General features: G+C 69.9%; 25 protein-coding genes. 19 read left to right on the forward strand and 6 right to left on the reverse strand.

What is annotated here, in order from left to right; genetic code table 11:
* Nucleotides 1–65 precede the first annotated feature (65 nt).
* The 14 genes from ruvB to folP all read left to right on the forward strand — a co-directional run bounded on the left by ruvB (nucleotide 66) and on the right by folP (nucleotide 12711).
* Nucleotides 66–1112 (forward strand): Holliday junction branch migration DNA helicase RuvB, encoded by a 1047-nt coding sequence (gene ruvB / locus AC07NG_RS04135; RefSeq protein ID WP_494592378.1) that lies wholly within the window; start codon nucleotides 66–68, stop codon nucleotides 1110–1112.
* The gene (locus AC07NG_RS04140) at nucleotides 1105–1632 is read left to right on the forward strand and encodes a hypothetical protein (RefSeq protein ID WP_494592380.1); all 528 of its coding nucleotides are present in this window, start codon (nucleotides 1105–1107) and stop codon (nucleotides 1630–1632) included. Before ruvB ends, AC07NG_RS04140 begins: the two co-directional genes overlap by 8 nt.
* On the forward strand, nucleotides 1629–2153 hold the full coding sequence (locus AC07NG_RS04145) for a hypothetical protein (protein WP_494592382.1): 525 nt from the start codon (nucleotides 1629–1631) through the stop codon (nucleotides 2151–2153). The genes AC07NG_RS04140 and AC07NG_RS04145 overlap by 4 nt, the downstream gene beginning before the upstream one ends.
* A 50-nt stretch (nucleotides 2154–2203) precedes the next feature.
* Nucleotides 2204–2656, forward strand: a complete 453-nt coding sequence (locus tag AC07NG_RS04150) for a YbgC/FadM family acyl-CoA thioesterase (RefSeq protein WP_492856527.1) — start codon at nucleotides 2204–2206, stop codon at nucleotides 2654–2656.
* Nucleotides 2657–2792: 136 nt separating this feature from the next.
* Nucleotides 2793–3491: a protein TolQ gene (tolQ, locus tag AC07NG_RS04155; protein ID WP_487289065.1), complete on the forward strand. Its 699-nt coding sequence runs from the start codon at nucleotides 2793–2795 to the stop codon at nucleotides 3489–3491.
* 3 nt (nucleotides 3492–3494) lie between these two features.
* Nucleotides 3495–4016, forward strand: a complete 522-nt coding sequence (locus AC07NG_RS04160) for an ExbD/TolR family protein (RefSeq protein WP_494592384.1) — start codon at nucleotides 3495–3497, stop codon at nucleotides 4014–4016.
* Between the two features lie 16 nt (nucleotides 4017–4032).
* Nucleotides 4033–4899, forward strand: a complete 867-nt coding sequence (gene tolA / locus AC07NG_RS04165; RefSeq protein ID WP_494592386.1) for a cell envelope integrity protein TolA — start codon at nucleotides 4033–4035, stop codon at nucleotides 4897–4899.
* A gap of 44 nt (nucleotides 4900–4943) precedes the next feature.
* Complete coding sequence (tolB, locus tag AC07NG_RS04170; protein ID WP_487289068.1) at nucleotides 4944–6269, forward strand: Tol-Pal system beta propeller repeat protein TolB; 1326 nt, start codon at nucleotides 4944–4946, stop codon at nucleotides 6267–6269.
* Nucleotides 6270–6482: 213 nt separating this feature from the next.
* Nucleotides 6483–7058: a peptidoglycan-associated lipoprotein Pal gene (gene pal / locus AC07NG_RS04175; RefSeq protein WP_487289069.1), complete on the forward strand. Its 576-nt coding sequence runs from the start codon at nucleotides 6483–6485 to the stop codon at nucleotides 7056–7058.
* Between the two features lie 115 nt (nucleotides 7059–7173).
* Nucleotides 7174–8019, forward strand: a complete 846-nt coding sequence (gene ybgF, locus AC07NG_RS04180) for a tol-pal system protein YbgF (RefSeq protein ID WP_492856523.1) — start codon at nucleotides 7174–7176, stop codon at nucleotides 8017–8019.
* On the forward strand, nucleotides 8016–9245 hold the full coding sequence (gene tilS / locus AC07NG_RS04185) for a tRNA lysidine(34) synthetase TilS (protein WP_494592698.1): 1230 nt from the start codon (nucleotides 8016–8018) through the stop codon (nucleotides 9243–9245). The genes ybgF and tilS overlap by 4 nt, the downstream gene beginning before the upstream one ends.
* A 76-nt stretch (nucleotides 9246–9321) precedes the next feature.
* Nucleotides 9322–11202, forward strand: a complete 1881-nt coding sequence (gene ftsH, locus AC07NG_RS04190) for an ATP-dependent zinc metalloprotease FtsH (protein WP_487289072.1) — start codon at nucleotides 9322–9324, stop codon at nucleotides 11200–11202.
* A gap of 166 nt (nucleotides 11203–11368) precedes the next feature.
* On the forward strand, nucleotides 11369–11863 hold the full coding sequence (locus tag AC07NG_RS04195; protein WP_487289074.1) for a YbjN domain-containing protein: 495 nt from the start codon (nucleotides 11369–11371) through the stop codon (nucleotides 11861–11863).
* Nucleotides 11864–11895: 32 nt separating this feature from the next.
* Nucleotides 11896–12711: a dihydropteroate synthase gene (gene folP, locus AC07NG_RS04200; RefSeq protein ID WP_494592390.1), complete on the forward strand. Its 816-nt coding sequence runs from the start codon at nucleotides 11896–11898 to the stop codon at nucleotides 12709–12711.
* Between the two features lie 149 nt (nucleotides 12712–12860).
* Here folP and AC07NG_RS04205 read toward each other — a convergent pair whose 3' ends face one another.
* The 3 genes from AC07NG_RS04205 to AC07NG_RS04215 are packed head-to-tail and all read right to left on the reverse strand — an operon-like array spanning nucleotide 12861 to nucleotide 14658.
* Nucleotides 12861–13769, reverse strand: a complete 909-nt coding sequence (locus AC07NG_RS04205; RefSeq protein ID WP_494592391.1) for an acyl-CoA desaturase — start codon at nucleotides 13767–13769, stop codon at nucleotides 12861–12863.
* The gene (locus AC07NG_RS04210) at nucleotides 13766–14218 is read right to left on the reverse strand and encodes a hypothetical protein (RefSeq protein ID WP_494592393.1); all 453 of its coding nucleotides are present in this window, start codon (nucleotides 14216–14218) and stop codon (nucleotides 13766–13768) included. The genes AC07NG_RS04205 and AC07NG_RS04210 overlap by 4 nt, the downstream gene beginning before the upstream one ends.
* Nucleotides 14215–14658 carry a hypothetical protein gene (locus AC07NG_RS04215; protein ID WP_494592395.1) on the reverse strand — a complete coding sequence of 148 codons (444 nt, stop codon included), beginning with the start codon at nucleotides 14656–14658 and terminating at the stop codon, nucleotides 14215–14217. Before AC07NG_RS04215 ends, AC07NG_RS04210 begins: the two co-directional genes overlap by 4 nt.
* 85 nt (nucleotides 14659–14743) lie before the next feature.
* On the opposite strand from AC07NG_RS04215, the gene AC07NG_RS04220 reads away from it, so the two are divergent.
* Nucleotides 14744–15058: a metalloregulator ArsR/SmtB family transcription factor gene (locus AC07NG_RS04220; RefSeq protein ID WP_492856515.1), complete on the forward strand. Its 315-nt coding sequence runs from the start codon at nucleotides 14744–14746 to the stop codon at nucleotides 15056–15058.
* A gap of 67 nt (nucleotides 15059–15125) precedes the next feature.
* Nucleotides 15126–15530 (forward strand): MliC family protein, encoded by a 405-nt coding sequence (locus AC07NG_RS04225; protein ID WP_494592397.1) that lies wholly within the window; start codon nucleotides 15126–15128, stop codon nucleotides 15528–15530.
* Nucleotides 15531–15774: 244 nt separating this feature from the next.
* Here AC07NG_RS04225 and AC07NG_RS04230 read toward each other — a convergent pair whose 3' ends face one another.
* Entirely contained in the window at nucleotides 15775–16521 is a 747-nt protein-coding gene (locus AC07NG_RS04230; protein ID WP_494592399.1) for an exonuclease domain-containing protein, read from the reverse strand.
* Nucleotides 16522–16576: 55 nt separating this feature from the next.
* Entirely contained in the window at nucleotides 16577–17476 is a 900-nt protein-coding gene (locus AC07NG_RS04235) for a hypothetical protein (protein WP_494592401.1), read from the reverse strand.
* 69 nt (nucleotides 17477–17545) lie between these two features.
* On the opposite strand from AC07NG_RS04235, the gene AC07NG_RS04240 reads away from it, so the two are divergent.
* Both AC07NG_RS04240 and AC07NG_RS04245 read left to right on the forward strand, forming a co-directional pair.
* Nucleotides 17546–17875, forward strand: coding sequence for a DUF1491 family protein (locus tag AC07NG_RS04240; RefSeq protein WP_110118447.1), 330 nt, complete (start codon nucleotides 17546–17548; stop codon nucleotides 17873–17875).
* 138 nt (nucleotides 17876–18013) lie between these two features.
* On the forward strand, nucleotides 18014–18394 hold the full coding sequence (locus AC07NG_RS04245) for a hypothetical protein (protein ID WP_487289090.1): 381 nt from the start codon (nucleotides 18014–18016) through the stop codon (nucleotides 18392–18394).
* Nucleotides 18395–18410: 16 nt separating this feature from the next.
* Here the strand turns inward: AC07NG_RS04245 and AC07NG_RS04250 are convergent, their stop codons facing one another.
* Nucleotides 18411–18548: a hypothetical protein gene (locus AC07NG_RS04250; RefSeq protein ID WP_492856508.1), complete on the reverse strand. Its 138-nt coding sequence runs from the start codon at nucleotides 18546–18548 to the stop codon at nucleotides 18411–18413.
* Between the two features lie 184 nt (nucleotides 18549–18732).
* Between AC07NG_RS04250 and AC07NG_RS04255 the strand changes: the two genes are divergently transcribed.
* Nucleotides 18733–20421, forward strand: coding sequence for a DUF1570 domain-containing protein (locus AC07NG_RS04255; protein WP_494592403.1), 1689 nt, complete (start codon nucleotides 18733–18735; stop codon nucleotides 20419–20421).
* The last annotated feature ends 33 nt before the right edge of the window (nucleotides 20422–20454 follow it).

A 20454-nucleotide genomic window follows, 5' to 3' on the forward strand; every position in this document is an offset into this window, starting at 1 on the left:
GCCGCCGCCAAGATGCTCCCCCTCTGGGGGAGCTGTCGCGGAGCGACTGAGGGGGTCTGCGCCCAATGACCCGCATCATCTCCGGCGAAGCCCAGCACGGCGAGCAGATCCCCGGCGCGACCGACCGCGCCATGCGGCCCCAGACCCTGGCCGAGTTCGTCGGCCAGGAGCAGGCCAAGGCCAATCTGCGGATCTTCATCGAGGCGGCCAAGGGCCGGGGCGAGTCGCTCGATCACGTGCTGCTGTTCGGCCCGCCGGGCCTGGGCAAGACCACCCTGGCCCAGATCGTCGCCCGCGAACTGGGCGTGAACTTCCGCGCCACCTCCGGCCCGGTGCTGAACAAGCCCGGCGACCTGGCGGCCATCCTGACCAATCTCGAGCCCAACGACGTCCTGTTCATCGACGAGATCCACCGGCTGTCGTCCAACGTCGAGGAGATCCTCTATCCGGCGATGGAGGACCACGTGCTCGACCTGGTGATCGGGGAGGGGCCGTCGGCCCGCTCGATCCGCATCGACCTGGCGCCGTTCACCCTGGTGGCTGCCACGACCCGGGCCGGGATGCTGGCCACGCCCCTGCGCGATCGTTTCGGCATTCCGGTGCGGCTGGAGTTCTACACCCCGCGCGAGCTGCGCCACGTGCTGCTGCACGCCGCCCGCAAGATGGGCGCGCCGCTGTCGGAGGACGGGGCCGACGAGATCGCCAAGCGCGCCCGAGGCACCCCCCGCGTCGCCGGCCGCCTGCTGCGCCGGGTGCGCGACTTCGCCACCGCCGACGGCGCCGAGGTCATCGACCGCAAGGCCGCGGCCATGGCGCTCGCCCGCCTCGAAGTCGACGAGAGCGGCCTCGACAGCCTCGACCGCCGCTACCTGCGGGCCATGATCGAGCACTATGGCGGCGGTCCGGTGGGCGTTGAGACCATCGCCTACGCCATCGCCGAGGCCCGCGACGCCGTGGAAGACGTCATCGAGCCCTACCTGATGCAGCAGGGCTTCATCCAGCGCACGCCGCGCGGCCGCATGGCCTGCGGCAAGGCCTACCTGCACCTGGGCCTGACCCCGCCCGCCGCCCCGCCGTCGTCGACGCAGGGCGGGCTGTTCGGGGATGAATAGGGCCAAGGCGACCGACAGCGTCGCCTGGCGTTTCCGCGCGCCGTTCCCGCCGCAGGTCGTGCGGGAGCGTCTGGCGGCCAGCGTCGGCGGTCCGGACGAGACCCGGATCGGAACGGTGCTTGGTCAGGTCGGCCTGGACTGGGCCAGGATCTATCACTGCGAGCGCCAGGGATACGCGCCGATTCCGCTGCGCATCGATTGGGTCGCCGACGGTGATGGAACGCTGCTGACCTGCCGGATGCGGTCGCCAAGCAAACGCTTCCCTCAGTTGCTGAGCATCGGCCTCGCGCTCATGGCCGCCCTGTCGGCCTGGTTGGTGTTCGGCCCGATGGCGGCGGCGGCCGGCGGCCTGACCGCCGTCCATGTGATCCTGTTCGTGCTGTGGTGCCTGTTCCTGGGCGGCTGGGGTCTCTATGCGGTGGTCTTTTCCAACTACGCCTACCGCGACGAGCGCCTGCTCCTGATCGCCCACGCCCAGCAGGCGCTGAAGGGCGGGCCGGTGGAGGAGATCGCGGAATGAGGGACGGGGCATCCGTCTGGCGCTTCCGCACGCCTCTGTCGCCGATGGCCGTTTCCGAGCGCCTGGCCGAGAGCCTCGACCGCCCGGGCAAGGCCGCGCGGGCGGGCGTGAGCGGCGTCGTCGGCCCGGCCCACGCCAAGATCTATCGCACACGTTACCAGGAGGGCGCGCCGACGCCGCTCCGGCTGGATTGGGTCGCGGACGGCGACGGCAGTCTCGTGACCTGTCAGACCCGGGTCGCAGGCCAGATGGGCAGGCAGGCCACGCTGGTCTTCCGCATCGGCTGGGTGCTGATCGCGGTGCTTGGCGCGCCGGGCGAGGTTCGCGCCGTTCTCGATCTCGACGACGGCGTTCCGCCGGGCGGGCCGCTCATGGGGCTGATCTTCCTGGCGCTGTTCGGCGTCGCGGTGCTCTTTCTGCCGCAACTGATCAAGTGGGGCATAGCAGCAGAGCGCGACCTGCTGATCGCCCACGCCCGCGCGGCCGTCGAGGGCGGTCCGGTGGAGGAGGCGCGCGAATAATGCGAAACCTGCCTCGCGCCGTCGACCGAAACGGCTGAAAAGAGACCCTGATGAGCCAGGAACCGATCCCCACCGCCGGCGTCTTCGTCGGGACCGAGCACCAGCTGCCCGTCCGGATCTACTACGAGGACACCGACTTCTCGGGGATCGTCTATCACGCCAACTACCTGCGCTACTTCGAGCGGGGGCGCAGCGACTTCTTCCGGATGATCGGGGTGTCGCACACCGAGCTGGCGGCCATCGACACGGCCTTCGCCATCACCCGCATGGAGATCGACTTCAAGCGCGCGGCAAGGGTCGACGACGCCCTGGTGGTGCACACGGTGTGGAACCGGATCAAGGGCGTGCGCCTTCTGGCTCGGCAATGGATCACGCGGGGGGAGGACCTGGTCTGCGCCGCCAATGTCGAGGCCGTCTGCATCACGCTGGACGGCCGCCCCCGCAAGCCCTCCGCCGAGATGAGCGCCAAGGTGACCCCCTGGCTCGCGCCAGAAGAAGGCTGACGGCGCCCGCCCTGCAAATGCAGATCGCCGATCGTCGAAAAATGGGCCGTCTGTAGCGACGTCATAGTTTCAACATTGCGCCGCTTCATGCAGTAAGGCGCTGACCAATCACTTCTAGACTGACGCAGGATACCGCATGGACGCCGCCGCCAGCGCGCAAAGCTTCTCCTTCATCACGCTGTTCATGAACGCCGACTGGGTGGTCAAGCTGGTGATGATCGGGCTGATCCTGGCCTCGCTGGGTTCGTGGGCCGTCATTCTCGACAAGCTGTTCCGCTTTTCCGCCCTCAACCGCGCCGCCGATCGCTTCGAGGAGCAGGTCGGTTCGGGCCGCTCGCTGGAGGACGTCGCCGGCGAGGCCGGATCGAACCCGCGCCACGCCCTGCCGCGCATGCTGCAGGCGGCGCTGAAGGAATGGCGTGAAGCGAAAGCCAAAGGCGTGCAGAGCGAGGGCCAGGTGGCCCTGCTGAGCCAGCGCATCGACCGCGTGCTCGACACCCAGATCGCCCGCGAGAGCGCCAAGGCCGAAGAGGGCCTGGGGAGCCTCGCCATCGTCGCCACCGCCTCGCCGTTCGTCGGCCTGTTCGGCACGGTCTGGGGCATCATGCACGCCTTCCAGAGCATCGCCGCGGCCAAGAACACCTCGCTGACCGTCGTGGCCCCGTCGATCGCCGAAGCCCTGTTCGCCACGGCCATCGGCCTGATCGCCGCCATCCCGGCCTACATCGCCTACAACAAGTTCTCGACCGACGCGGGCAAGTACGCCGGCCGCCTGGAGAACTTCGCCGACGACCTGTCCACCGCCATCCAGCGTCGCCTGAGCGAGCGGGTCTGATCCATGGCGATGTCTTCGAACGACGCCTTCGCCACCTCGGGCGGCGGCCGGGGCCGCCGTCGCCGCCGGCGCGGCAAGGGGGCCCTGTCCGAGATCAACGTCACCCCGCTGGTCGACGTGATGCTGGTGCTGCTGATCATCTTCATGATCAGCGCCCCGCTGCTGACCTCGGGAGTCGAGCTGGAGCTGCCCAAGACCGAGGCCGGCGCGCTGAAGAACGAGCAGGAGCCGATCACCGTGTCGGTCCGCCATGACGGCGCGGTGTTCATCGGCGAGGACCAGGCCCCGTTCGCCGACTTCGCCAGCGTGGTCACGGCCAAGGCTGGCGACGCCACCGACAAGCCGATCTATGTCCGCGCCGACGGCAAGGCGCCCTACGAGGTGGTCGCCCAGGTGATGGCCGCCCTGTCGAAGGCCGGCTTCACCAAGATCAACCTGCTCACCGACACCGGCGGCCCCGACTCGGGCGCCGCGCCGCGGGACGCGCAGCCTGCGGGCGGCGACGACCTGCGTCCGGCGCAATGAGGACTATCCGAGGCTGATGCGCGAGGAACGCAACAACCTGTCGCCGGCGCTGATCGGCTCCGTCGTCCTCCACGGCCTGGTCGTGGCGGCGGTGATGATCGGCTGGCCGTGGAAGACCTCCAAGCCGATCGTCATCGGCGAGAGCGTGCCCGTGACCATCGTCACCGAGGGCCCAACCAACGTGCGCCCGGCCATCGAGGACCCCGTCGAGCAGCTGGCCGAGACCGTCGAGCCCGCGCCCGACGCCACGCCCGAGCCGCCGGCTCCGACGCCCGCGCCGACGCCCCAGCCCGCGCCGCCCAAGCCGCAGCCGGCCCCCACGCCGAAGCCGCAGCCGACGCCGCCCAAGCCGGTTCCCAGCCCCGCGCCCAAGCCGCCTCAGCCGCAGCCCAAGCCGACGCCGCAGAAGCCGACCCCGGCCAAGGCCGAGCCCGACTTCTTCTCGTCGCTGGAAAAGACCCTGTCGAAGACGGCCAAGCCGGCCGGCAAGCCGAACTCGTCGGCCCAGCAGGGCCAGACCAACCGTCCCGAGACCGCCGCCCAGGCCCGTCCGGGCGCCGGCGAGATGACCGCCCTGCAGTCGGCGGCCCTCAACGGCATGAAGGACGAGATCCAGCGGCGCTGGAACCCCAACTGCGAGGTCGTGGGCGGCGGCGCCATGCAGGTGAAGCTGGTCTTCAAGCTGACGCCGAACGGCCGCGTCTCGGGTCAGGTGACCGCCAACGGGGCCGAGAACTCGAGCGACGCCATCGTGCGCACCGAGGCCGAGCGGGCGATCCGCGCCGTCTACCAGTCGGCGCCGTTCGAAGGCCTGGCGCCGCAGTACTACAACACGCAGCTCAACCTGAACTTCAAGGCGCGCGACGCCTGCGCCGCGCGTTAGACGTCGAACGACGCCGAAGAGACGAGATGGAAGGAAGCCCGACGATGACCAAGCGCAAGCATCGCCTCGCCACGCCGCTCCTGGCCATGAGCCTGGCCCTGGCCGGTTTCGCCGCGACCGCCGCCCTGCCGGGCGTCGCCGCCGCCCAGATCGAGATCGACATCGACAAGGGCGCGGTCAAGCCGATGCCGGTGGCCATCCCGGCTTTCGCCGGCGCCCAGCGCGGGGCCGACATCGCCCAGGTCATCAGCGGCAATCTCGAGCGCTCGGGCCTGTTCCAGCCGCTGAACGTCGGCGGCGTGACCGACAAGCTGGCCGATGTGAACGTCCAGCCGCGCTTTCCCGACTGGCAGGCCACCGGCGCCCAGGCCCTGATCAACGGCCAGGTGACGGTCGGCGCCGACGGCTCGCTGCGCGTCGACTTCCGCCTGTGGGACACCTTCAGCCAGCAGCAGCTTCTTGGCCTGCAATTCACTTCGACGGCCGAGAACTGGCGCCGGGTGGCCCACAAGATCAGCGACGCGGTCTATGAGCGGCTGACCGGCGAGAAGGGCTATTTCGACACCCGCGTGGCCTTCGTCGCCGAGAGCGGCCCCAAGCTCGCCCGCGTCAAGCGCCTGGGCATCATGGACCAGGACGGCGCCAACCCGCAGTACATCACCGACGGCTCGTCGATCGTGATGACCCCGCGCTTCTCGGCCACCAGCCAGGAGCTGACCTACATGGCCCTGCGGCCGACGGGGTCGAGCATCTACCTGCTGAACCTGCAGACCAACCGCCAGGAGACGGTCGGCCGCTTCCCCGGCATGGTGTTCGCCCCGCGCTTCTCGCCCGACGGCAAGAAGGTGGCCTTCTCGGTCGAGAAGGGCGGCAACAGCGACATCTACGTGCTCGACCTGCGCACCCGCCAGTCAACCCGCATCACCACCGACCCGGCCATCGACACCTCGCCGTCGTTCTCGCCGGACGGCACGAAGATCGTCTTCAACTCCGACCGCGGCGGCCAGGCCCAGCTCTACGTGATGAACGCCGACGGTTCTGGCGTGCGCCGCATCTCCTATGGTGGCGGCCGCTACACCACGCCTGTCTGGAGCCCGCGCGGCGACTACATCGCCTTCACCAAGCAGACCGGCGGCCAGTTCCACATCGGCGTCATGGCCGTGGACGGCGGCGGCGAGCGCCTGCTGACCACCAGCTATCTGGACGAGGGCCCGACCTGGGCGCCGAACGGCCGGGTGCTGATGTTCTTCCGCGAGGGCAGCGCCGGCAATCCGCGTCTCTGGACCGTCGACATCACCGGCCGAATCCTGCGGCCGGCCGCCTATCCGGGCGCGGCGTCCGACCCCGCCTGGTCGCCGCTTCTGGACTGATTTCACCCCTTCGGAGCTGAGAAACGCGAAGGTTTCGCAACTTTCCACAGGCCCGACGCGTTGGAGCGTGGCTGTTCATCCGCCATTCACCCGATAGGTGAAACGAGGTGGAACGGCATCACACTGACGCCATTGTGAGGTCCAGGGAACGTTTTTGCGGGGCGGAGCAAGAGCAGCGCCGGTAAGAGTTTTGAACCCAGGCCGTACCTAGACTTGAGGAGATACTGGATGAGCTTCGACACCAAGGGCGCCGCCCGACTGGCGCTGATCGGCCTGGCCGTGGCCTCGCTGGCCGCCTGTACCTCGCGGCCGAAGCCGACGGGTCCGGTCGAGCCCACGCCGCCGGCCCAGCCGCAGGCGCCGCAGCAGCCCTACACCCCGCCGGCTCCGGTTCCGGATCCGACCCCGCAAGGTCCGCTGCCGGGCACCATCCAGGACTTCGTCGTCAATGTCGGCGACCGCGTCTACTTCGACACCGACGAATACTCGGTTCGCGCCGACGCCCAGCCGGTCCTGGCCGGTCAGGCCCAGTGGCTGAACCGCTACCAGTCGGTCCGCGTCCGCATCGAAGGCAATGCCGACGAACGCGGCACCCGCGAATACAACCTGGCTCTGGGCGCTCGTCGCGCCAACGCCATCCGCGAGTTTCTGATCGGCCAGGGCGTCGCCGCCTCGCGCATCGAGACGATCTCGTTCGGCAAGGAGCGTCCGCTGGATCCGGGTACGGACGAAAACGCCTGGGCCAAGAACCGTAACGGCCGCACCGCCATCACCGACGGCGCGCGCTAAGCCTCTCGGCTGACCGATCGAAGGCCCTTCTCCGCACGCCGGGGGAGGGCCTTCTTTCCGTCTGGCCCCACTATCCGGCCGCACTTTTGTCCGCAACCAGGGCATAATCGTCGACATGAAGCTGAAATCCGCGCTCCTCGCCTCCGCCCTGCTGCTCGCCGCCGCCGCGCCGGCCCTGGCCCAGACGCCGATGCCCGATCCGCTGGACGACCGTTCGGCCAAGCGCATCGAGAAGATGGAGAAGGTCGTTCGCGAACTGCGGGCGATCGTCTTCCAGGGGCGCGACACCGGCAAGCCGGTGGTCGTGCAGACCGCCGAGACCGACGCCCAGATCGCCGCGCTCAACGACCGCATCACCGACCTAGAGCAGACCATCCAGCGGATGAACGGCCAGAACGAGACCCTGACCCACGACATCGACGTGGCCCGCCGCGCCTCGGACGGTCAGAAGGCCCGCGCCGACCAGCTGGAGCAGCGCCTGGCCGCGCTGGAAGGCAAGATCACCACGCTGGAGACCGCCGCCGCCACGGCCGCCGCGGCCCAGATCCCGCCGCCGCCTCCGCCGCCTCCGGCCGATCCGGCGACCGCCTTCAAGCAGGCCCGGCAACTGCTGCTGGACGGCGACTACACGGGCGCCGAGAACGCCTTCGGCGGCTTCGTGGCCAGCTATCCCGACGACGCCAAGGCGCCCGAGGCCCGCTACTGGCTGGGCGAGACCCAGTTCGTGCGCGAGGCCTATGGCGACGCGGCCGGCTCCTATCTGGGCGCGGTGCGCGGCTGGCCGCAGACCAGCTGGGCGCCCAACGCCGTGCTGAAGCTGTCGCGCTCGCTGATCGCCCTGAAGAAGCCGGCCGACGCCTGCCGCACCCTGGACGAGCTGACCAAGCGCTATCCGAAGGCTCCGGCCGACGTGGTCAGCAAGGCCAAGAGCACCCGCGTCCAGGCCAAGTGCGCGGCCTGACCGGCGCGCGCGACCTTTCCAGCGTCTTCGCCGCCGTTCTGGAGCGGCGTCTGCGGCCGGGGGCGACCACGCCCCTGGCCGTCGGCTTTTCGGGCGGCAGCGACAGCCTGGCCCTGCTGCGGCTGACGCTCGACTGGGCCGCCTTGCATGGTCGGCCGGTCCTGGCCCTGACCGTCGACCACGGCCTCAATCCCGCCAGCCAGGCCTGGACCGCCGACGCCCTGGCCAAGGCCCGAGCGCTTGGAGCCGACGCTCGCGCTTTGCACTGGACCGGCGACAAGCCCTCGACGGGCCTGCCCGCCGCCGCCCGCGCCGCCCGCCACGCCCTGCTGGCGCAGGCCGCTCGCGAGGCCGGGGCGAGCGTCCTGCTGCTGGGCCACACCGCCGACGACCGGGCCGAGGCCGCCCGCATGCGGGCCGAGGGCTCGACCACACCCGATCCGCGCCAATGGGCGCCGTCGCCGGTCTGGCCGCAGGGGCGAGGCGTCTTCCTGCTGCGGCCGCTGCTCGATCTCCGCCGCCAGGCCCTGCGCGCCTTCCTGGCCGAGCGCGGCGAGACCTGGTTGGAGGATCCCGCCAACGCCGATCCCCGCTTCGCCCGCGCCCGGGCCCGCGCCGCCCTGGCCGAGGAGGCGGCGGACGAGCCGCCCGTCCTTGCCGAGGACCTTCCGGCTCCGGTCGCCGTCGAGGGCGAGCAGGCCCTGCGCCTGCCGCGCGGGGCCTGCGCCGCCCAGGTCGCCGCCGCCTGCCTGTGCGCCGCCGGCTCCACCACGCCGCCGCGCGGCGATCGCCTGGCGCGGCTGGTCGAGCGGCTGGCGGAGGGCGAGACCTTCACCGCCACCCTGGCCGGCGCCCGCATCGTCGCCGACGGGGATGGCGTCCTCTTCGTCCGCGAGGCTGGCGAGGCCAGGCGAGGGGGCCTGGAAAGCCTTTCCCTGGCCGCCGGCGAGACCGCCGTCTGGGACGGCCGCTACCTCGTCACGGCGCGCGAGCCGGTGACTGTCCGCGCGCTCGGCGGTCTTTCGGCCCGATTGCCGGCCTCCGAGCGCCAGGTTCTGAAGAATTTTCCGGCCGCCGTCCGCGCGGTGTTGCCGGCGGCGCTCGACGCTTCGGGACAGGCCTCTAGCCCGATCCTTGCAAGGGATAGCGCGTTCGGTGCGAGCGTGCTGATCCGGGAAAGGTTCGAAGCCGCGTGCGGCTTCATCGATCAAGAACCCGCGACCTGATATCGCGCGCGTGGCGAAACGCCGTCAGTCGTCCTATCTTGGGTCGACGAGCGATAGCTTTGGGAAGACGACGCGTATGAATCTGAGGAACGTGGGCATCTGGCTGGCCATCGTGTTCGTCCTGATCATGGCTTGGACCGTGATGCGACAGGGCAACCCGGTGCACCGCGAAGGCGGCGCCAGCTATTCGCAGCTGCTGAAGAACATCGATAACGGCCAGGTCAAGAAAGCCGAGATCAATGGTCAGCAGGTCAAGGTCACGGCCGCCGACGGCAAGACGGTCTATGTCGTCAACGCGCCGTCGAACAACGAGGACTTGATCAAGCGGCTGGAGGCGCGCAACGCCGACATCCAGATCCAGGACCCGAACAAGTTCAACGTGCTCGGCCTGTTCCTGAACATGCTGCCGATCCTGCTGCTGATCGGCGTGTGGATCTTCTTCATGCGCCAGATGCAGGGCGGCACCAAGGGCGCCATGGGCTTCGGCAAGTCCAAGGCCCGCCTGCTGACCGAGAACAAGAACCGCGTGCTGTTCGACGACGTCGCCGGCGTCGACGAGGCCAAGGAAGAGCTGCAGGAGGTCGTCGACTTCCTGAAGGACCCGGCCAAGTTCCAGCGCCTGGGCGGCAAGATCCCCAAGGGCGCCCTGCTGGTCGGCCCTCCGGGTACGGGTAAAACCCTGATCGCCCGCGCCGTGGCCGGTGAAGCCGGCGTGCCGTTCTTCACCATCTCCGGTTCGGACTTCGTCGAGATGTTCGTCGGCGTCGGCGCCAGCCGCGTGCGCGACATGTTCGAGCAGGCCAAGAAGAACGCCCCCTGCATCATCTTCATCGACGAAATCGACGCCGTCGGTCGCCACCGCGGCGCCGGCCTGGGCGGCGGCAACGACGAGCGCGAGCAGACCCTCAACCAGCTGCTGGTCGAGATGGACGGCTTCGAGGCCAACGAAGGCATCATCCTGATCGCCGCCACCAACCGTCCCGACGTTCTGGACCCGGCCCTGCTGCGTCCGGGCCGCTTCGACCGCCAGGTCGTGGTTCCGAACCCGGACGTCGCCGGCCGCGAGAAGATCCTGCGCGTGCACATGAAGAACGTGCCGCTGGCCGCCGACGTCGACGTCAAGACCCTGGCCCGCGGCACCCCCGGCTTCTCGGGCGCGGACCTGGCCAACCTGGTCAACGAAGGCGCCCTGACCGCCGCGCGCAAGAACCGCCGCATGGTCACCATGCACGACTTCGAGCACGCCAAGGACAAGGTCATGATGGGCGCCGAGCGCCGCTCGATGGCCATGAGCGAAGACGAGAAGAAGCTGACGGCCTATCACGAGGGCGGCCACGCCCTGGTGGCCCTGAACGTCCCGGTCGCCGACCCGGTCCACAAGGCCACCATCGTGCCGCGCGGCCGCGCCCTTGGCATGGTCATGCAGCTGCCGGAAGGCGACCGCTACTCGATGAGCTACGACATGATGACCTCGCGTCTGGCCATCATGATGGCCGGCCGCGTGGCGGAAGAGCTGATCTTCGGCAAGGAGAAGATCACCTCGGGCGCGTCGAGCGACATCAGCGCGGCCACCAACCTGGCCCGCAACATGGTCACCCGCTGGGGCTTCTCCGACGACCTGGGCACCGTGGCCTATGGCGACAACCAGGAAGAGGTGTTCTTGGGCCACTCGGTGGCGCGCACCCAGAACGTCTCGCCCGACACCATGGTCAAGATCGACGCCGAGGTCCGTCGCCTGGTGAAGGGCGGCGAGGACGACGCCCGCCGCATCCTGACCGAGAAGCTGGAAGACCTGCACTCGGTCGCCAAGGCCCTGCTGGAGTTCGAGACCCTGAGCGGCGACGAGATCATCGGCGTCACCAAGGGCGTCACGCCGATCCGCGAGGAGACCGAGGAGAAGAAGCCGACGGGTCCCGTCGCTTCGGTGCCGGTTTCGCCCACGGGCGTCACCGCCTAAGGCGCGAACGAACTTTTTGAGACCGCGAAAGCCGGATCCGCTCGTCGGGTCCGGCTTTTGTTTTGCTCCACCGGTCGTCCACGGCTTCCTTGTGGCCCCGTTCTGGTCTTCCCGGGCGAGGGGGTGGTACAGCTTCCCTTCGGAGTTGAAACGCAAGGGAACGCGCATGAAGACGTCGATGCTGGGCCTGATGGCCGGAGCCCTGGTCGCGACCACCCCTCTCCTCATCCCTGGGGCGGCTTTGGCGGCGCCGGGCGACATCCATGTCGACGGCATGACCGGCCCCGAGGTCGCCAAGTGGCTGCAGGACGCCGGCTACAAGGCCGAGCTGACCAAGGACGAGACCGGCGACCCGATGATCAAGAGCGCCGCCGGCGGCGTGAACTTCACGGTCTATTTCTACGACTGCACCGCCAAGCCGCGCTGCAAGGCCCTGCAGTTCGCCGCCAGCTTTGACCTCAAGCAGCCGATGTCGGCGGCCAAGATCAACGAGTGGAACCGCCAGAACCGCTACCTGAAGGCCTATATCGACGACGAAGGCGACCCCTACGTCCAGTACGACGTCAACATCAACGCCGGCCGCAGCACGGCCGTGCTCGAAGACGACTTCGGCGTCTGGACCTCGATGATCGACGACTTCACCACCTTCATCGGCTGGTGACGCGAGGCGCCCCTGGGGGTACATCCCGGGCCATGATCCATGCCGTCCCGCGCGTCATGGGCGTGGTCAACGTCACGCCCGACAGCTTCTCGGACGGCGGCCGGTTCTTCGATCCCGCCGCCGCCCTCTCCCACGCCCGCCGGCTGATCGACGACGGCGCGACCATCCTCGACATCGGCGGCGAAAGCACCCGGCCGGGCGCGGACCCGGTGTCCGAGGCCGAGGAGATCGCCCGCGTCGTCCCGCTGATCCGCGCCATCCGGGCCGAGAGCGACGCCGCCATCTCGATCGACACCATGAAGCCGGGCGTCGCCCGCGCCGCCGTCGCCGCCGGGGCCGACATCTGGAACGACGTCGCCGCCCTGCGCTTCGCGCCCGACGCCCCCGAGGTCGCCGCCGAACTGGGATGCGAGGTGATCCTGATGCACATGCGCGGCGAGCCGGGCACCATGCAGGACGAGCCGCGCTACGACGACGTCGTCGCCGAGGTCGAGGCCTTCCTGCTGGCCCGGGCGCTCACCGCCATGGCCGCCGGCGTCGAGCGCGAGAAGATCTGGCTCGATCCCGGCATCGGCTTCGGCAAGACGCCGGCGCATAATCTGGCCCTGCTGTCGGCCCTGCCGCGCTTCGTGGCCCTGGGCTACCGCGTGCTGCTGGGCGCCAGCCGCAAGCGCTTCATCGCCGCCATCGACCCCCGCGCCCAGGACGCCCGCGACCGCCTGGGCGGCTCGCTGGCCGTCCACCTGCACGGCGCCGACTGCGGCGTCGAGGCCGTCCGCGTCCACGACGTGCGCGAGATGAGCCAGGCCCTGGCGGTGTGGAAGGCCATCGTCGCGGCGGGGCGTTAGGTGCTTGCTCCTCCCCCACTTGTGGGGGAGGGGGACCGCGAAGCGGTGGAGGGGGCGAGACTGGGCTCAGTGCCGGCGGTCGCCCCCTCCGTCACGCTGCGTATCCGCAGCGCGCCACCTCCCCCGTTGCTCGGGGGAGGAGTAGGGGCCTACGCCCGCGCCAGCTCCGGCCTTTCCGGCAGGGTCTCCGGCGTCCGCACGTTCCACGCCAAGCCCAGCCGCTCCAGCAGGCGGATCAGGGCGAAGCCCCAGTCGGCCTGGCCGGGATAGAGGCCGATGCGGGCCGAGCCGGGCCAGGCGTGGTGGTTGTTGTGCCAGGCCTCGCCCATGGTCGGGATCGCCGCCCAGGGCACGTCGTGGGCCTGGATGCCCGAGGTCTCGACCAGCCAGCTCTGCGGCCCCGTGCGATGGGCCAGGCGCCCGACGTACCAGTGGCCGGTCACCGACACGCAGACCCGCGCCGCCACGCCCCACAGCAACCACGGCCAGCCGCCCAGGGCGAACAGCACCAGCACGACCGGAACCTGCTGCAGCATCCAGGTGCGCTCCAGGAAGCGGTAGAACCGGTCGCCGGCGATGCGGGGCGGGATCTCTTGTCTGGGCGGTGCGTCCAGCACCAGCCGGCCGTGCAGGTTCCAGGCGTAGTCGGTCCAGAAGTCGGCGCGGTTGGAGAGGTAGGGGTGGCAGGCCTGTTGCCGCTGGCCCCAGTCGCGCAGGTCGTGGGCGGCGATCATGCCCAGCGGCCCGCTCATGCCCACCAGGGTCCCCAGCCACATCATCGGATAGTCCAGCCAGCGCGGGCTCTCGAAGCTGCCGTGGATCAGCCGCCGGTGAAAGCCGATCGAATGGCCGACCAGCAGGGTGGCGCCGGTCAGCAGGACGAAGACGGCCAGGGCGCTCCAGCTGAAGAAGAACGGCGCGGCCAGAGTCCCGGCCAGCATCGCGCCCTGCCAGAGCGAGGTCGCCGGCGCCCAGACCACGCGGCCGCTCGCCGCGTCGCCGCCCGCGTCCGGCGCGATGGAATGGACGGCGTAGGGATCGTCGTGATGTTCGCTCATCGCGGGGCGTCCTTTCCGTAGGCGACGCGGACCACGACCCAGCCGACGACGGCGCCGGCCAGGCCCATCAGGAGCACGCCCTGGATGGCGTCCGCGATGTGGCGGGCGGAGATCGGGCCGCTGGGCGCGTACAGCATGACCAGGAGGCGGAAGAGACCCACGACGGCCGCGACCAGGATCGCGCCGGCGATCGCTCCCGCCCGCCGTGACCGCACGCCGCGCCGATGCAGCACGGCGCCGACCGGAAGGCCGAAGACCAGCAGGCCCAAGGCCCAGAAGAAGGCGAAGATCAGCAGGACCGGGCTGGCCATGACCAATGTCATCTCGCCGATGAGCAGGCTCTCGACCTGCGCCCAGCCGGCATGGAGCGCGGCGCCGACGGCCGACCCGGCCAGCAGGGCGACGACCACCTTGAAGGAGCTGGTTTCCGGCAGGGGGCGCTGGCTCATCGTGGGGCTCCCTTGCCATAGGCCACGCGCGCCATGATCCAGCCGACGACCGCGCCTATGGCGGCCAGCCAGGTCGCGACGAACCAGAGCCAGCGTCCGTCCTGCAGCACAAAGGACGTCGACAGGCCGGCCACGACGGCGAAGACCAGGACCGCGCCGAGGATCGCTCCGGCCTGGGGCGAGCGGATCTTGAGAACGTGGAGCAGGGCCCAGAAGGGTGCGCCGACCACCAGTATCCCGCCCAGCCAGACGATCAGGGCGAACGGCGCCGCCATCAGCCCCACGTTCAGGGCCGCACCGAGGCCGGCGAGCTCGCGGGAGAGCAGGGCGGGGATCAAGCCGATCGCGATCAGGGTCGCGCCGGTGAGCGCCGCGCCGGTCAGGCCGCCGATGAACAGGGCGCTGATGAAACGGGCGGGGGCGGGTTCGGAAGGCCGCACGAAGAAGTTCCTTTCATGTAAGCTATTCCTTAAATACCTCATAGCTAATTTGCAAGGGATTAGCGAAGCGCTTAAATACCCTCCCATGCAGCGTGTTTTCGAAGCCCTGTCGTCGACGGTCCGGCGCAAGATCCTGGCCTATCTGGCCCATGCCGACCTGACGGCGGGCGAGATCGCCTCGCGCTTTTCGATCTCCAAGCCGGCGGTGTCGCAGCACCTGTCGATTCTGGAGGCCGCGGGCCTGGTCAGCAGCGAGAAGCGCGGCCAGTTCGTGCACTACAGCCTGGCGCGCGACAGCCTGGTCAACACGCTGAACGACTTCGTCCAGGAGGTCTGCCCGGTGGCCAAGCCGCTGAGGGCCGAGAGCGCCCGGCTGAAGGCCGACCGCGACGGCGAGTGATCGGCAACGAAGGTCGGCCAGCCGACGTTATAGGGGCGTGGAACCTTCGCTTTCGGGGAGCTTGCCGATGATCCGCCCGCTGTTCGTCGCCGGCCTGGCCGTGCTGGCCCTGGCCGCCTGTGAGAGGAAAACCGAGGCGCCCAAGCCCGCGCCGACGCCCGACGGCCTGGCCCAGAGCCCCGCGCCGGCGACCCCCGCCGCCCCGGCGGTCAAGGAGATCGTCTACGCCTGCGCCGACGGCCAGGCGCTGAAGGCCCGCTATCCCGACGACAAGACCGCCGTCGTCGAGTACGGCGGCAAGACCCGCACCCTCACCATCGCCATGTCGGCCAGCGGCGCGCGTTACGTCGGCGACGGCCTGCAGTGGTGGACCAAGGGCATGACCGACGGCCTGGTCTCCGAGCTCAAGCCGGGCGAGGACGTCGCCAGCGGCAAGCCGGTCGAGTGCCTGGCCCCGGCTGACGCGGGGTAGATCAAGGAAGCCCTCTCTCTTTGAGAGAGGGAGGGGCCCACGCCAAAGGCGTGGGAGGGTGAGAGGTAACAAACTCACCGAATGAAGTGCGGTCGTTCGACCTCGCGGTTTGCACGTGTGGCTATTGGACGGCGGCGCCTGGAGGCCCGTCGGAACGCGTTGGGATTCGCCGGTCAGCGGTGAAACCTCTCACCCTCCCACCGCTACGCGGCGGGCCCCTCCCTCTCTCAAAGAGAGAGGGACTTCAAAGCAGCGTCCCTTGCTTGGGCTCCGCCTCAACCACCTCCACCGCATCCCCCCGCCGGCGAAGCTCCGTCTCGGCGCTGAAGCGCAGGTTGACGTCGCGGTCCTTGGCCAGGGTCAGCAGGGCGTCGCCGTCGAGCTGGTCCCAGGCCTTGCCACGATGGGCGCCGGTCGGCACGCGGGGCAGCAGGCCGGGCTGCTCGCTCCAGGCCAGCAGCTGCTCCAGCGAGGCGGCGTTCAGCATGTCGCGCAGGTGGTGGGCGGTGACATAGGCGTCGGGCAGGGCGCGGTGGGCGGGCAGGCCCAGCTCGTGGACCAGGCCCTGCGGCATGCGCTGGTAGCGCAGCATCTGGTTGGAGAAGCTCTGAAGGTGCGGCCACAGGCGCAGGGCGCATTTCCAGGTGCAGATCCACGGCGTGGTCCCCGCCAGCTTCGGCGTGCAGTAGCGTTGCTCGAACGAGGCCCGGTGCGCCGCCAGCGCCTGAACGCCGCCTTCGGGCCGCAGCGCGTCCGGCGCGGCGTCCTTCCAGAACGGCGCGCTGGCGACGTCGGCGTCGAGGATGTGGTGCACGGCCATGGTCTCGGGCGAGATCGGGCGGCCCGGATTGATCAACTGCGACCCGCGAGCCCCGTCGTCGACGCGCCACGGGCCGCCGGCGTCCTGGACCACGTCCTGCCAGCCGATCTCGCAGACGTCGTGCGGGCCGTTTCCGGCGGTCTCCAGGTCGATGACGCGGACACGCTGCATGGAGCCAATATGGCCCCCGGTCGCCGCCGCGCCAAACGGCGCGGTCCCAAATCTGTCAGCTGACGCGCAGGAAGGCCCGGCCGGCGGCGAAGTCGCCCACTTCCACATAGGCCCGGCGCACGGTCTCGCCGCCGTCGCGGCCCTGGATCACGAACTCGATGGTGATCGCCTCGCGCGGGTCGAGCCGGGCGATGACGTCGCCGGCCTCGCGCGGGAAGCGGAAGCTCATGCCGGTCTTGGCGCCGGTCGGCAGCAGGGTGGGGGCGGGGACCGGATCGCGGGTCTCGGCCCCGAACACCCGGCTGGCGACGCGCGGGGCGGCGTTGTCGGCCAGGCCGCCGCCGTTGCGGGCCTTCAGGTACGGTCCCTGGGTGCGGGTCGGGTCGCGCATCACCAGGCGGGCGGCGTAGGGGCGCGCGCCATCGGCGAAGGTCGCCACGGCCAGCAGCTCGATGTTGCGGCCGGCCAGGCCGAAAACCAGCCGGTCGCCGCCGAAGCTCGAAGGCTGCGACAGTCGCCAGAACGGGATGGTCGCCGAGCTGGCGCGGTCGGCTATCCAGGTGGCCCGGTCGCCCGGGTAGTTCATCCGCTGCAAGAGAGCGTAGCCTTCGAAGGCCTTGCGCACCCGGCCGGCGGCGGTGCCCAGGTCCTTGGAATTGCAGGGCACCGAGGCGGCCTTGGCGTGGGCGCGCTGCTGCACGCCGTCCAGCTGGTCGCTGCTGGCGCCGGCGCGCAGGGCCGCGCCCCGGGCCTGGGCCTTGCCCGCGTCCAGCGCGCCCGACAGCGACGGGCTGAACAGGCCGCAGCGCGCGCCGGCGGCGCTCATCAGGCTGCGTTCATAGAAAAGGTCGGAGGGCGTGGCGGCCGCCGTCTGGGCCGCGCACAGGGACGCGAGGGCGAACACGGTCGCCATCGAGCGCCGCTTGCGCGCGCGGTCAGTCTTCTTGGTGGCCATTTTCTCGTATTCTGCGAGAGAGGATGTTCGGGCGGACCTTATCCGCCTCTGGTTGCGGTTCGGTTAGCGATGCTTCTTTCGACGGATCTCTGGGTGGGCGCGTTGATCCGCCGCGCCGAACTGGGCGGCGCCTTCGCCATGGTCGCCCGCAAGGGGGACGTCCGGGCCGGCGCCGTACTGGTCAAGGTGGTCGATCGCCGGGCTGGAACCGTGCGGCTCTACAGCGAGGCCACGCGCGGCGACGGCGAGCGGGTGTGGATGCAGCCGATCCGCTCGGACTTCGAGCCCGACCTCGACGCCTATGCCGAACGCGCCGCGCGCATCGATCCGGACGTCTGGGTGGTGGAGATCGAGGACCGCGAAGGCCGCCACTTCCTGACCGAGCCGGTCGAGGCCTGACGGCGGCCGCTCGACGCCGGATTTGGGGGAGCAAAGTTCTCTGCAACGATCCACAGCATTAACCTTGCCGCTAAACCAGACCGAAAGTCCGGCGCGGCAGGATGTCGCAGGTCTCCTAGCAGCCCCCGCAAACCGCCCATGCTCTTTTTGATGAACGACGTCGTGCTCAGCCTGGACGCCGCCGAACTGTCGCCGCCGATGACGCGCGACCGTTTCGCGGCCCTGTCGCTGAACTTCGTCGCCGAGCTGGGCAAGGAGCTCTACGCCCAGGAGCCGCTGCTGCATCACAAGCAGGTGGAGAAGGCCAAGCGCCTGGCCGCCCTGGTGATCGCCAAGGCGCCGGAGATCAACGCGGCCCTGTTCATCGCCCCGGCCCGGGGCTGCCTGATCGAGCAGGTGCAGGTGCGCTACGCCCAGATCGGCATCGAGGTGATGGGCGCGCTGCACCAGCGTCAGAAGGCTGGCCAACTGACCAATCTGGAAGCCGATCGCCAGGTCTGGCGTCGGCTGGCCGCCTGAGGCGCGGCTGGCCCTGCTAGATCAGCAGGCCGGCCAGCAGGTTCAGGGCGAGGGCGAGAACCACCAGTCCCGCCACGACCGTGCCGAGGCAGAGCGTGCTCTGTCCCAGGGAGCGCTGACGGATATGGCGGCGAGGGTCTTCGGCCAGGGCCATGTCGGTTCCTCCGTCGCCCCGACGGCTCTCGGGGGCCGAACGTCGGCGACGTGAGCAGCATGACTCCAATCCCATAGCGTGCACAGGGTTTTTTGCGTCGGCGGCCGTTCGCGCCTCGGAGACGACTTGTCAGGCGCCGGCCTTCTCCTCCATATCCACGTGGGGTTGCGGTTGGGGGACTACAGTGGCTTTCCGTGAGTTCTTGCTCGCCGGCGTGGCGGGTGCACTGGCTATTGGCCTTGGCGCGGCGCCGGCCGTGGCGCGGGCGCAGGATCAGGCCGCGGCGGCGGTCGCCGCCAAGCCGGCGCCGAGCGCCGATGCGCCCGGCCGCTGGCTGCGGGCCGAGAGCGCGCATTTCATCGTCTATTCCGATCGCGGCGAGCCTACGCTGCGCAGCTACGTGACCATGCTGGAGGACTTCGACGGCGTCCTGCGCGTGCTGCAGAACCGCACGACCGCCGAGACCCCGCGCAAGCTGCCGGTCTATCTGGTGAGCAACATCAACCAGCTGCGCCGCGCCTATCCCGACGCCGACGATCAGCTGGGCGGCGTCTATTTCAACGCACTGGACGACATCTTCGCCATCGCCATCCGGGCCGAGCGCGGCAGCGCGTCCAACGGCAGCGACGACGTGGTGCTGCACGAGTACGTGCACCACTTCATGATGCAGTACTTCCCCAACGGCTATCCGGGCTGGATGATCGAGGGGCTGGCCGAGTACTACATGACCGCCGACCTCCAGCCCAAGAAGGTGCTGGTCGGCAGCGCCAACGCCGGCCGGGGCTATTCGCTCTACAACGAGCGCTGGCTGCCGATGGAGGACCTGCTGGGCAAGGAGCCCGGCGAGCTGCGCTCCGACGACATGGCCACCTTCTACGCCCAGGCCTGGCTGCTGACCCACTACGTCTGGACCGACAAGCAGCGCTGGACCAAGCTGCAGGACTATCTCGCCGCCATCCGCGCGGGCGGCGACCCGATGGAGAGCTGGACCAAGGTCTTCGGCGAGGACTCCAAGACCCTGGAGCGCAACCTGCGGACCTACATGCGCAAGCCGCTGATGGGGGTGGCGATCACCCGCACGCCGCCGCCGCCGCCGCAGATCGCTTTCACCCGCATGCCGGCGGGCGCCGACGACCTGATCCTCGAGGCCCAGCTTCTGAAGCGCGGCGTCAGCGACGAGCAGGGCGCGGTGCTGCTGAAGAAGGTGCGAGAACTGGCCGCCAAGCGTCCCGGCGAGTTCTACAGCCGCCTGGTGCTGGCCCGCGCCGAATGCGACCTGGGCGACCGCGCGGCCGGCGAGAAGATCCTCAAGACCCTGCTGGACGAGCGGCCGACCGACCTGGAGGCCCTGCAGGTCATGGCCTACAGCCGACTGGCCGCCGCCCGCAACGCCGACTACGACGACGCCAAGGCGATCTACGCCGAGGCGGCCAAGTATCTGGGGCGCGCCCACAAGATCGACGGCGACAACTATCTGACGCTCTACGGCTACGCCGAGGCGCGGTCCTTCGATCGCGATCCGTCGCAGAACACGCTGAACGTCGTCTTCCGCGCCGCCGAGATCGCTCCTCAGAGCCCGACGATCCGGATGAACGCCGCCAGCCTGTTCACGCGCGCGGGCCAGTACGGCGTGGCGCGCGACATGCTGACGCCGATCGCGGCAAACCCGCACGGCGGCGGCGCGGCGAAGATGGCGGCCAACATGCTCAAGGAGCTGGAGGGCAAGGCCGACCGGCCGCCGCCGCCCGTCCAGGCCGCGGCCCCGACGCCCGCGCCGGCCTCGACCAAGCCGCCGGCCAGGACCCCCGGCGGCGGCGCGTCGAAGGGGGCGTCCCAGACCGGGGCCAAGGCCGAGGCCAAGCCCGCCGGCTGAGCCGGCGGCTTCCGGTTCCCGGCCCGGAAAAGG

It is taken from the genome of Caulobacter sp. GW821-FHT10C03, from assembly GCF_059415485.1.